The 12,425-nt window shown below is 59.0% G+C and carries 9 protein-coding genes and 1 pseudogene; 7 read left to right on the top strand and 3 right to left on the bottom strand.

The genetic code is table 11. The features are described 5' to 3' along the window. The coding region (locus N554_RS42815; protein ID WP_029586060.1) for a beta strand repeat-containing protein at positions 1 to 3,499 on the top strand (3,499 nt) is incomplete at its 5' end. A gap of 158 nt (positions 3,500 to 3,657) precedes the next feature. Here the strand turns inward: N554_RS42815 and N554_RS0125355 are convergent. After that, positions 3,658 to 5,004 (bottom strand): ERF family protein, encoded by a 1,347-nt coding sequence (locus tag N554_RS0125355; protein ID WP_036054042.1) that lies wholly within the window; start codon positions 5,002 to 5,004, stop codon positions 3,658 to 3,660. Continuing rightward, on the bottom strand, positions 4,997 to 5,818 hold the full coding sequence (locus N554_RS0125350; RefSeq protein WP_029586058.1) for a YqaJ viral recombinase family protein: 822 nt from the start codon (positions 5,816 to 5,818) through the stop codon (positions 4,997 to 4,999). The genes N554_RS0125355 and N554_RS0125350 overlap by 8 nt, the downstream gene beginning before the upstream one ends. A 298-nt stretch (positions 5,819 to 6,116) precedes the next feature. On the opposite strand from N554_RS0125350, the gene N554_RS42260 reads away from it, so the two are divergent. From N554_RS42260 to N554_RS40310, 3 genes are all read left to right on the top strand, one after another. Further along, positions 6,117 to 6,590: a type II toxin-antitoxin system Phd/YefM family antitoxin gene (locus N554_RS42260; RefSeq protein ID WP_245283702.1), complete on the top strand. Its 474-nt coding sequence runs from the start codon at positions 6,117 to 6,119 to the stop codon at positions 6,588 to 6,590. Beyond that, positions 6,587 to 6,979, top strand: a complete 393-nt coding sequence (locus tag N554_RS0125335) for a PIN domain-containing protein (protein ID WP_029586056.1) — start codon at positions 6,587 to 6,589, stop codon at positions 6,977 to 6,979. Before N554_RS42260 ends, N554_RS0125335 begins: the two co-directional genes overlap by 4 nt. A 91-nt stretch (positions 6,980 to 7,070) precedes the next feature. Beyond that, positions 7,071 to 7,226 carry a hypothetical protein gene (locus tag N554_RS40310; RefSeq protein ID WP_156042102.1) on the top strand — a complete coding sequence of 52 codons (156 nt, stop codon included), beginning with the start codon at positions 7,071 to 7,073 and terminating at the stop codon, positions 7,224 to 7,226. A gap of 525 nt (positions 7,227 to 7,751) precedes the next feature. Here the strand turns inward: N554_RS40310 and N554_RS0125320 are convergent. Then, positions 7,752 to 7,976, bottom strand: a complete 225-nt coding sequence (locus tag N554_RS0125320) for a hypothetical protein (RefSeq protein ID WP_036054040.1) — start codon at positions 7,974 to 7,976, stop codon at positions 7,752 to 7,754. A 295-nt stretch (positions 7,977 to 8,271) separates the two neighbouring features. On the opposite strand from N554_RS0125320, the gene N554_RS0125315 reads away from it, so the two are divergent. From N554_RS0125315 to N554_RS0125305, 3 genes and pseudogenes are all read left to right on the top strand, one after another. Then, entirely contained in the window at positions 8,272 to 8,730 is a 459-nt protein-coding gene (locus tag N554_RS0125315; RefSeq protein ID WP_029586053.1) for a hypothetical protein, read from the top strand. A 412-nt stretch (positions 8,731 to 9,142) separates the two neighbouring features. Further along, positions 9,143 to 10,767 (top strand): annotated as a pseudogene (locus tag N554_RS36390) (type I secretion system permease/ATPase). Positions 10,768 to 10,776: 9 nt separating this feature from the next. After that, entirely contained in the window at positions 10,777 to 12,144 is a 1,368-nt protein-coding gene (locus tag N554_RS0125305) for an HlyD family type I secretion periplasmic adaptor subunit (protein WP_051677702.1), read from the top strand. Positions 12,145 to 12,425 lie beyond the last annotated feature (281 nt).

Here is a 12,425-nt window from a genome sequence, read left to right as displayed (position 1 = left end):
CGACGCCCCGACGCTGACCTCGCCGGATGCGTCCGGCAACGAGGACACCGCGATCGCGCTCAGCTTCTCCTCGGCGCTCACCGACACCGACGGCTCGGAGAGCCTGTCGATCACCATTTCCGGCGTTCCCGCCGGCGCCAGCCTCAATCACGGCACCGACAATGGCGGCGGCGTGTGGACGCTGACGCAGGCTCAGCTCGCGGGTCTCACCATCACGCCGCCCGCCAACAGCGGCGACGACTTCACCCTCACGGTCACCGCGACCTCGAGCGAGGGCGAGAACGGCTCCACCGCCTCGACCAGCGACACCGTCCTGGTGACCGTCAACGCGGTTGCCGACGCCCCGGTGGGTGTGAACGACACCAGCACGAGTCCAGGTGCGACGGCGACGACCGAGAAGGGCGGCACCCTCAACGGGTCTGGCGGCTCGAACGGGACCGGCAACGTCCTGACCAATGACACCGATGTCGACAGCGGCAGCCTGACGGTCAGCGCAATCCGAACCGGCGGCACAGAAGGCGCCGGCACAGCCGGTTCGCTGGGTGTAGGGTTAGTCGGTGCGCACGGGACGCTGACGATTGCCGCCAACGGCAGCTACACCTACGTGGTCAACGAAAACGACGCTGCGGTGCAGGCGCTTAACACCGGCGGCACGATCACCGAAAGTTTCAACTACACGGTGAGCGACGGCAGCCTGACGGACACGGCGGTGCTGACCGTCACCATCAACGGCGCAAATGACGCGCCGGTCGCGCAGGGGGATGTCTACTCAGTCACGAGTGGCGGCGTGCTTCACGTTGTCGTCGGCGGCACGCCTGATGGCGTACTCGCGAACGATACAGACGTTGATAGCGCAATGAGCGCAGTGCTCAATACAGGGCCTGCGCATGGCACTCTCACCCTGAACGCCAACGGAAGCTTCGATTACACTCCAACAGCTGGCTACATCGGCACCGATACCTTCACCTATCACGCAAATGACGGATCAGCTTCCAGCAACGTGGTTACGGTATTGATCGCGGTAGCAGCCGGAGCTTCGAGCGGACATATCATTGATTTTGGATCCGCTCAGGACACTGCCGACTTTTCGCGCGCTACGTTTGATAATAGCCCGGCAACTGGAGGCGCTTGGTCGGTCTACATGGGTGGCAGTCAGGACACGCTCACGACGGCATGGAACCATCTCAATGGGACAACATCGTACTTCGCCGACACAGTGCCGGTTGGCACACCAGGCAATCCAAACGATGCGGTGACTGCGCTGTTCTCGGTTGATCAGTTGGAATCCATTCTCTCGGACACCACCTATCGAGGACTTTTACAAACGTATTTCGATGGAAGTATAGGGAATAGCGACGCTCTTGATCTTTCTGGATCTGCTTGGAACGCCAAGGTGGCCGGCTTCGGCAGAGCCGACATCGCCGTGGCCGCGAGCAACGGTGCTGTCATTGAGTACTCGGCCATTGTTAGTGGTTTTGACGCTAATCTGCCAGATTTCTTCAACACGAACCTGACCGGAAATGGCGCTGACAATACAATCGTTGGAACGATTAATGGAGAGACAATCGGGGTCAATGAGACCAACGCAAATGGAAACGGCAACGACATTCTGGTGGGGCTGGGAGGTGATGATTCCCTCTTCGGCGGTGCTGGCTCTGATCTGCTCCTTGGCGGGGCAGGAAACGACACGCTAACCGGCGGGACGGGCGCTGACATCCTATCTGGTGGAGCGGGTTCCGACGTATTTGCGTACACTGCCACCGTTCAATCGTCGGGCGCGAATATAGACACCATCATCGATTTCACGGCAGGTACCGATAAGATCAAGCTGTCGAATACAATTGATGCAAACACGATTGCCGGAGGCCTCCAGAATTTCTCCACCGTGACCAATACGAGTACTCCGGGTGCCGCCCAGAACAATAATGTGTGGTGGTTCTACAACGCCGCAACTGACGAAACGATCGTCAGAGCAGACACCAATGGCATCGTGGCAAGTGCTGAGCTTGAGATCCATCTGTCCGGCAACATCGCACTTACGGCGACTGATTTCGTCCTTAATGCAGCTCCCGCCGGCGTAGCGGGCCATTCGATTAATCTCGGTCTCACTGCTCCAATTGAAATGGACGGTCAGTCTGCAAGCGTCTCGGTCAAGGGTGTTCCGTCCGGATGGATGCTCGATGGCGGCACGAAGATGGACGACGGATCGTGGAGCGTGCAGACGGACGATGTTCGATCCTTGAGCATTACGTCCTCTGCCGGATTGCCAGGTGCGGTCATGCTGAACGTGACAGCGAGCTGGACAAATGTGGACGGCAGCACAATTACGGTCGCGACGGATAGCAACGTCGAAGCCTACTCAGAAGGCAGCCCTATCTTCGCTTGGTCTGGCGATGACCATCTGACCGGGTCCAGCGGCACGGATTTGTTCGTCTTCTCTCAGCCGATCGGTCACGACACGATCTACAGCTTCGACGACGCAACGGACCAGATCGACCTCATCGGCTATGCCGACTTTACAACCTTCGGCGACATTCAGACGCATATGACGGATGACGGCAACGGCGATGCAGTCGTGACACTTGCGGACGGGCAGTCGATCACCTTCCATGGCGTGAATGCGGCCTCGCTGACCGAAAGCAATTTCGTGTTTGATCTGACACCGGTCATGAACAATGCCGGAACAATGACGATCGGCGACGGCGCGATGCTGCCGCTGAGCGGCATAATCAACAACACCGGCACAATCGCGCTCGAATCGGCCGGCAATGGGACGCTACTACAGGTCATCCAGCACGGCGTCACACTCGAGGGCGGTGGTCAGGTCATCCTGTCCGACAGCGGCGATAACGTGATCACCGGCACGTTAGGTAGCGTTACGGTCACGAACGTCGACAACACAATCTCCGGCGCCGGACAGCTCGGCGCGGGGCAGATGATTCTAATCAACGAAGGCACGATCATCGCAACCGGCACCAACTCCCTCGATATCGATACTGGGACGAACATCGTCATCAACGTCGGGACACTTGAAGCCACCGGGAGCGGCGGGCTGGTCATCGACAGTGACGTTGAGAATTCTGGGCTACTATGGGCGCATGGAGGCAATATCACGCTCGATGGTAACGTAACTGGCAGCGGCACTGCATTGATGGATGGTGTAGCCACGCTCGAATTCGGAGCGGCGTCAACTGCGAATGTAACGTTAGATGCCGCAGCGACCGGAACGCTTAAGCTTGCCGACTCCTTCGACTTTAGCGGGCTTGTGTCAGGATTTAATGCGGATGACCACCTGGATCTTCTCGATGTGGCATTCGGGGCCGGCACGACCGCGAGCTATGTCGAAAATCAGGCCGGTACTGGAGGAACCCTGTCGGTGACCGACGGAGTTCATACCGCGAATATTGCGCTACTTGGGCAGTACTCGGCCGATGGCTTCACGGTCGCGGCAGATGACAGCTTCGGTACGCTTCTGTCGTATCGGGATCATCTGATCTAAATAGTTGAGCCATACAATGCGCTGAACGGGCCGGGTCACACCGGCCCGTTTGATTCGAACAGCTGTGCTAGTCTACGGCCGAGTCAGTAACGACTGCCCGACCTGCAGTTGCACTTAGCGTGTCAATTCGATCGCGCGATGAAGTTCGGCAGCGCGTTTCATGTCGCACCCGGATGGGCAGCGCCGATCGAGGCGGTACCGTCCGATCGTGTACGCAACCATAGTCGCTGCGCCATAGGCATTGGATCGAGACTCAGCTGCTGCCACCATGTGCGTTCATCGCCGTACCGGTGGAGCTCGCGATGGTGAAGCCTGCAAAGCGGCACGGTGAATTCGTCACTCACTTTGCGCCCAAGCGCGCGCTGTTGCGCGAACTTAAGATGATGCGCATCCGATGGGTTGCGACCGCAGGCGAGGCAGGGCTGAGTGCTCACGAACTTCAGATGATCCCGGTCGCGCAGCCGGAGCGGTTTGCTCAGGGTAGTTACAGACTGCGAAGCATCCTCGGATGTTACGCCGCCGTCGACTGATCCGTTTTCGCTTGTAGCTGCGCGCCGCGGCGCGCGATGGCCGTTGAGCTTGCGTGGGGGCTTGCGTTTCTGGCTTGCCGGCATCGGCTCACTGTCTGAGTCAGCACTGCCTTTCGCGGCCGCAGGTTCAGTATTGCCATCATCCTGAGCGCTCGCGCTCGGTTCGGGCCTGTCGAGGGGTGCAACATCGTCGCCGAGCTCGTTAAGCTTCGCGGCAAAGGCAGTCTCGACCTCTTGAGCATCCGATGTGGTGAGCTGGTTCTTGAGCGCCAGGATCCGCTGTGCCCATACGGTTAGAGCTTCGGACTCCTTAAACGCCTTAAGCTGCGAGATCAGCTGCTCGCGCAGAGCGCAGGAATTATCTGCAGTCAGGAGAACGCGGGGCGGTTTGACCTGTTTGCGTCGGCCGTCGTCGGGCGCCGCCGGCGGTGCGGGCGAGAAGGCAGACGCGGGAACGGCAGCATCGGGTGGCAGGACAGATCCTTGGTCGCCAGCGAGTAGTCGTTGGCCGGGTTCGTGCGATGCAGCCAGATGGGGCGAGGCGGCATTAAGATCCGGCGCATCGAGGTCATCTTCGCCGGCTATCCCGACCAGCGTGAACAGCGCGTAGCGGCGGGCGTAGGTCAGCGCCGCTCCCATCCGATGCGGGGTGGCCGTCTCGCTGACCGGACAGACCGGCCAGATAGAGGACACCCATTCGCCAGACGAATGCGCCAATGTCGTGGTCAGACGGATAAGGCCGGCCCCGTCGTCGATCGAGGTGGTCTGCACCGTCGCAATCTCGTGCCGGCCCAGAGACTTGCGCACGAGGTCTAGCCCGCTGGATAAGGACGCGTAGCGGAAGCTGCGGTCGCTCTCTCGGGGGAAGGGCGACCGGATGGTCGCGGTCAGCGACTTCTCGGGGTTAGCGAGTTCGATCTGGGCCTTGGCGAGCGCGCCCGCGATCGCGCCGATGGTTTGGCTGGAGTTATGCACGACCAGCCTCCATTTGCACGATGTCGAAACTCACCGCGCCGGATTTCGAGCGTTTGGCCCGGATGCCATGCCCGACGGCCTCTTTGGCGTCCTCGGGCATCAGCTTCTTCAGCTCGAGCTTCGCGGCTTCATGATTGAGGAAAGCCGGGCGGGTCTGGCAAAACACCCCGGCAATTTCCGCCCAGGAGTTGGAGGATGTCATGTCGACGATCCGGACCGCCTCAACCCGAGGTCTTGGCGTCTCGACCCCGAACAAATGAGGGGTCTCGCCACTCTCGACGCAGCGCCAGAACTTCTTCTCTGCGGTGAGCAGGAGATGCTGGTAGAGCGGATCGGCCGGGATCGTCATCTCGATCCATTTGCCGGCACCGGTAATAATAGAAAGCACCGCAAAGCGGGACTGGATCACCCACATGTTGTGCTGCAGTTGGGCCATGTGCTTCTCGGCCGCGGCTTCTTCCGAGAACGACCAAGGCAACATGAATTTGGCTTCGAAGACGGCTCCCGTGCTCTCGACAACTCCATCCAGGGTTGCCGCCATCCATCGGATTACCTGGTGCTGGGCGCGTCTCTGGACATCCTTGATGACATGGCCGCTGTTTAGTTCGTACCACCGCCGATTGAGGTCTTCGGTCACGGTCCCAAGTTGGACGATCAGGTTACCCGACAGGTCCTCGGGCTCGCTCTCGCCACGTTTTTCCCGCCACAGCCGGATGAGCGCGCTTTCGTCATTTCCCATGATCGTTCGAGCGTCTGAGCCGCCGATGAAGGAGCGGCGGTCTTGTTTCGATTTTGTCCACATGTTCGATTTCATTCCATGCCTCCGCGATGATAAGGTTATATTCGAGAATAACCCCATATGGGGTAAATTAACCCATATGGTATAATAGTCAATATGAAAAAGGGTTCGCTTTCGAGTGCGCAAATTCGGGCGGCCCGGGCGCTTTTGAGGTGGAGCGCAGCAGATCTCGCTCGGGAGGCTGCTCTGGGCGCTAACACAATCCGTCGTGCTGAAGTCGCAGAGGAAGAGACTTCGCTAACCGCTGCTAATGAGCTTGCGATCCGCCGTACCTTGGAAGCCGGCGGCGTCGAGTTCATCGACGAGAACGGCGGTGGCGCCGGTGTGCGCCTTCGAAAGCCCGCTAAGGAAAAATCTCGGAAATGAACCGGTCCGGCGCATGACGGGCCGGACATTCAAAAGCGCCGCCTTGCTCCAAGCATTTGAAGCCGCCGGGGTCGGCGAGAGGCAGGGTGCCCCTTTTGACAAAGTAGCCTCTGGTAGCTACATTGAGTCCATGCGCTCCGTTGGCCTCAAAACGCTCAAAAACAAGCTCAGTGAATACGTCCGGCTTGCCGCCGGCGGCGAGACGGTTCTGGTCACCGATCGTGACCGTGTTGTTGCGGAAATTGGTCCACCTGGCCCCAGCCGGAGTCCGCTGCTATCGGACGCCCTATTGATAGATGCCTTCCGGCAAGGCTGGATGACGCCACCGATCTCGGTCGGGCGCGGGCCGCCCCAACGCAAGCCGGTTATGACGATCGACGAACTTCTGAGCAATCTGCGGCGCGATCGAGCGGACCGATGATCTACCTCGATAGCTCTGTGGCTCTGGCGTATCTATTGGCAGAAGATCGTTTCCCGCCTGACATTCTCTGGGATCAGCCACTGGTTTCCAGCCGGCTTCTCGAATGCGAGGTTTGGAATCGGATCAACGCGCATCAGCTCCAAAATTCGCATGGCGACGCCGTGCGGAATTTGATTGGCCGCGTTGCGATGATTGAAATGGTCGGACCGGTACTGACGCGCGCCCTGCAGCCGTTTCCCGTTCCGGTGAGGACATTAGATGCCATTCACCTCTCGGCGCTTGAGTTTATCCGCGCCCAAAAGCAGAGCGTGGAGCTTGCCAGTTACGACGAACGTCTAGTTGCGGCCGCGCGGCTTCTCGGAATTGCAGAGTGGAGCGAGAGCCAGTGAGCCAGTAGAAAGCCATCGCAGATGGGGTTGTTTTCGCATTTTGTTTGAAGGGCCCCATCGTTACTATCCTCGGCATGGATAGGACTATTCCATGCGTGATCTCGACGCTCTCTTGAACTCGCTGGTCAACATCGATCGCAACAGCCTCGTTGCGATTCTCGCCTCAGAGGCCGAGGCCGCCAAACGGTTAGTAAACTCTGCTCGAGACGAACTGCTACGCAACGTGCCAAGCGACACGAGGCGATAGAGCATGCCGCTCGGGTGGAACGGATGCTGTCGTTCTTCGAGCAAGGCGAGATCGCGCCCGGCATGTCCGAAGCTGACATTGATCTCTGCAACGCGGTTGAACAAACGCTGCGTGCGCGGGGCCCATCGTAACCAGCGATTTAGTGGAGGCGAAGCTACAGCACATGACGGCGACTGCGTTCTATGGATCCTTTCGCGCTTGCGGAAGATACCAAAATGCAATTGGTAAGTCCGAAGACCAATGGGAGGGTGTGCAAACAATCACGGCTAAGCGCGAAAATCCGCATGGCTTTTTTCGCATGCACAACCCTCACATCGTCGAGTTGTACGAAAAAGTACAAATCGGGGCGAACGTCTACGTCGTGCCTTAAACAGTCCAACTGAAACTGACGCTGAGTGTGTCACCTTTCCTCATCCCGGTGAAGCACCACATAGGGCGGTGATCTGGTGGCTTGCTTCCCTTGGTGACGCTTGAGGTGAGGTGACGCAGTTGGGTTTGGGCCGCGTAGTTGCCGTCCCCTGTCACTCAACGGCCGGATGCGACCTCTTGAGATTGGCGAAGCTTTGCCAAGCCAGCCTCGATCCGATCGATTTCGCCTTTGATCTGTTCGAGCATCAAATCAAAGTTGAAGTCCTTCCTGCCATCGACGGCTATCACCAGCCCTTGCCGGTGAGCTTTCAGTTCTTCCAGTGCCTCGGCGTTGCCAAGCTTAACATAGGCATCGACAATGTTCTGGATGGCTTCGGACATCAGGCGCGCGCCTTTAGCTCGGCAATGATCCGCTGGGAGGGGTACATGATTTACACGCGCACTTGTTGGACGGGTTAGACAACAAATCGTACGGTCTCTCGCCACCGAGGGCAACCCTCGCTATTTTGGCGGCCGCTTTTTCAGGCGTTTACCTGTGGGAGTTCGGACGGCTGAGCGCACTCGCAATTTGACCGTGACAAGGACTGTTCGGCTTCGGTAACGTCCAGCGGATCACGGAAAAGGGCTGGTCAATCGCGATCGACTGGTTCTGACTTGGGTGCAGGGGAGAGAATGAATGGCAATCAGGATCGCAGAGGTGAAGTCATCGACATTGTCCGACGACAAAAAAGAAGTGATCGTTGGTGGCAGTGGGAAATATATTGGGGACGTGGAGCTTAGGTTCGCGCGTGAGTGCCTGGATGATCTCATTGATGCCCTGGTGCGGGCGAAAGGCGCTCTCGAACCGTCGGTTAATCCCGGCCTTGCGCCAAGTGTAGTAGCCGTTCCTACGCCCAAGCGCAACGGTGTCGCCCGCCCCAATCCTGATGAGATTAGATTTGAAATCCCGAAGAATTTTACGGTGACGGCTGACACGAGCGGCCGGAGATTGGTCCTGCTCATTCTTAACCATCGCCTGGAGAACCAGGAAGGCTATGCGCTATCGCCGGATGCGGCAAAACAAGTAGCTGGCGGCCTGACGAAGAGCGCCGATGCCGTCCTTGCGGTCAAGCCGCCCCTGACGCCGCCAAACTGATGTCTGCCCTCCCCAAATAGTCGCGCCTGCACGCCCTGCAGCCACTCGAACTCCCGGTGCTCTCATGGGAGCTGGAGCGCTGTACGCCGGCGCTGGGGCGTCAGTAGTACGTTTATAAAACCCCTGTGCCGCAAGGGCAAAAGGAATTGTTACGACGGCGGCGACCCGGCGAGCGGAGCTCCTTTTGTGCAAGCGCCCGCTGTGTTAAACATTGTTTGAGATAAAGAATAAGCGTGACCAATATCTGCTATATTTGACTTGGCTCGATTGTCGTTTTGCCGAACGCGTATGGCGGCACATTATTGTTTAAGGGGGGCGGTTTTCGCCAAATCATGTGAGTGCTCCGTTCAAGAGAACTGACGAACTCCGGCTTTTGCTTCGAACCTGCCAAGGTTATTTCGTCACCGCGGCGATGTTCAGCCTGGCGATCAATCTGCTTTATCTGGCCGGCCCGCTGTACATGCTGCAGGTCTATGACCGGGTAATCTCGAGCGCCAGCGAGGTTACGCTGGTGATGCTGACCATTGCCCTGCTGATGGCCTTCCTGGCGCTGGCCGGGCTCGACGCGGTACGCGCCCGCGTGCTGACGCGCGCCAGCATCCGTCTCGACCAGAAGATCGCTGCTCGAGTCATGACGGCAATCATCGATCGCTCGGCGAGTTTCGGTGGGGCGCGCAGTCAGTTGCTGCGTGATTTCGACACCTTCCGCCAGTTCATCACCGGAATGGGCATCCATGCGATCTTCGATCTTCCCTGGGCGCCGATCTACATCGCGGTGATCTTCGTTTTGCATCCGGCTCTCGGTGCGTTTGCGCTGGGGTGCTCGATTCTCCTTATCTTGATGGCGCTGCTCAACGAATGGATCGTCAAGCCACCGCTCACCGAGTCCAGTGAGGCGGCGTCGCGCAATTACAGCTTTACCGAGATGAGCCTGCGCAACACCGAGGTGGTGCGCGCCATGGGCATGACCGATGGCGATGGGGCCGTGATCGCAATCGCATGCTTGAACGCCAGGTCGTCGCGAGCGACCGCGCCGCGACCATGCAGAGCATCATCCGTTTTCTGCGGCTCTCGATGCAGTCGGTCATCCTTGGCCTCGGCGCCTATCTGGTGATCGAGCGGCTCGCGACGGTCGGTGCCATGTTTGCAGCCAGCATTCTGCTTGGTCGGGCGTTGCAGCCGGTCGAGCAGATTGTCGGATCCTGGCGCAACCTCGTTTCGGCGCGTGGGGCGTTTCTTCGCGTCCGCGAGCTTTTGGCAGCCAGCCCGCCGCGTGAAGCAGGGCTCTCGCTGCCGCGGCCAGACGGTCGTCTCTCGGTTGAATCCCTGACGTTCGTACCGCCGGCCAGCTCGAAGCCAATCCTGCGCGGCGTGGCGTTTGGGATCGACCCGGGCGAAGTGCTGGGCGTCATCGGCCCCACCGGCGCCGGCAAATCCACGCTGGCGCGCCATCTCGTGGGCGTGTACACGCCGTCTGCAGGAGCCGTGCGCCTTGACGGGTCGGACGTTTCAGCCTGGGCGCGGACATCGCTCGGTCAGCATCTCGGCTATCTGCCCCAGGACATCGAATTGTTCGCTGACACCATCGCGGCCAATATCAGTCGATTCCAGGAGGGCGAGGATCAGGAAGTGATCCTGGCGGCGCGAATGGCCGGTGTGCACGAGATGATCCTGCGGCTGCCCAACGGTTATGACACGCAGGTGGGGGAGGGTGGTGCTGTTCTCTCTGGAGGCTATCGCCAACGCATTGGTCTTGCGCGCGCGGTCTACGGCAATCCCAGCTTGGTTGTCCTTGATGAGCCGAGTTCGAACCTCGATGCCGACGGCGATGCGGCCCTGACCGACTGCATCATGCAGCTCAAGAAAAGCGGCACGACCGTGGTCATCGTCTCCCATCGGCCAAGCACCATCGGGGTGGTCGACAAGATTCTGGTTCTCAGGGACGGCGTTGCCGAGATGTTTGGGCCGCGCGCCGAGATCATGTCGCGTCTCACGCGTGCCGTGCCGGTCCATGCGGTTCAGGGCACCGCCAGCTAGGAATAAAGCATGACCGTTCTGGATACTACTGCAAATCGGGCGATGCGCCTGGGCGCCATTTCACCCGTTATGAAAACCATTTCCGGTGACGGAGCTCCGAGCGACTCGATCAAGCGTGTCGCTCTCGCGGGCTGGTTGATCATTGCAATTTTTTTCGGTGGCATCGGGGCATGGGCTGCGATCGCGCCTCTCAATGGCGCGGTGGTCGGGAACGCAGTCGTAAAAGTGGATGGAAACCGTAAGAGCATCCAGCATCTCGACGGCGGGATTGTAAAGGAACTGCGCGTCAAGGAAGGCGACAAGGTCAATGCCGGCGTCATCCTGGTCGTGCTCGACGAAACCCAAGCGCGGGCGGAGTACGACGTACTGTCACAACAATACATGGTCCTTCGCGCCACCGAAGCACGCTTGCTGACCGAGCTTGATCGCGGCTCCGAACTCGTCATGCCGGAGGACCTCAAGACCCAAGACAGCTATTTCAAGAGTGTCTGGAACGGCCAAGTCAGCCAGTTCGAGAGTCGTCGCGCAGCCCTTGAAGGACAGCGCAGCGTGATCCGGGAGAAAATCAATCAGTTGGGTTCGCAGATCGTTGGCGCCGAAGCGCAGGTGAAAGCTTTTACAGACCAAATTTCGTCAGTGCGTGCGGAAGCCAAGGACATCGCGCCGCTGGTGGAGCGAGGGTTGATCGCTCGGCCGCGTATCTTGCAGCTTGAGCGCACCGCCTTTGGGCTGGAAGGACAGATCGCGGACGCCAAGGCTAATATTGCCAAGGCACGCCAGGCGATCGCCGAGCAGCAGCAGCAGATTGCCCAGCTGGACAACGACCGAATGGCTGACGTCACCAAGGACCTGCGCGATACTCAGGCCAAGATGCTCGAGGTGATCCCGAAGGCGATGAATGCCAAGGCGGTGCTTGGTCGTATGGAAATCCGTTCGCCCTATGCCGGGCGTGTGGTCGCGCTAACCGTATTTTCGGTCGGCGGCGTCATTCAGCGCGGCGAGAAGATTCTCGACATTGTGCCGGATCAGGATCTACTTACCATAGAAGCTCAAATAGCCGTTGAGGACATCAGCGACATCCGCCCGAATATGCGGGCGGAGGTTCACCTTACCGCATACAAGCAACGCATAGTCCCGATCATCCATGGCGACATTATTCACGTTTCTGCCGACCGGCTGACCGACCCCAAGACCAACAATCCCTATTATGTGGCGTTTGTTCGGGTTGACGAGGCCGAGCTCGCCGCAATGCCCAACATCAAGCTTTATCCCGGCATGCCGGCGACCGTGATGATCCCAACCATCCAGCGCACGGCCTTCGATTATATCGTCGGCCCACTGGTGATGTCATTCAATCATGCGTTCCGGCAGAAATGAAACCGTTCCAGGCATTCGTTTTGCTTGTTCGAGTGCCACAGCGGCATCTAAGCTATCCCTCTGACGGCCGAACAATGGGCCTGGAAGGAGAAACTTGGCGTGGGGGATCCAAGCCTAAAACTCTCCAGCATGACTGAGTCGATCCCCGAACCGGAGTTGAGGCCGGGCTCCCGGTTTCAATTGACGCGCTTGGGTATCGAGCGCTGCCCGAAACAGCGTGGTCGAACTGGAACCATCCTTAGCATGGCTCGTAACGCCAACGGCTTTCGTGTTCGGTTCGA

Source organism: Bradyrhizobium sp. URHD0069 (genome assembly GCF_000701345.1).
Classification (GTDB): domain Bacteria; phylum Pseudomonadota; class Alphaproteobacteria; order Rhizobiales; family Xanthobacteraceae; genus Bradyrhizobium.
The sequence above is the reverse complement of the archived record's forward strand: the minus strand, read 5'-3'. Positions and strand labels throughout refer to the sequence as shown.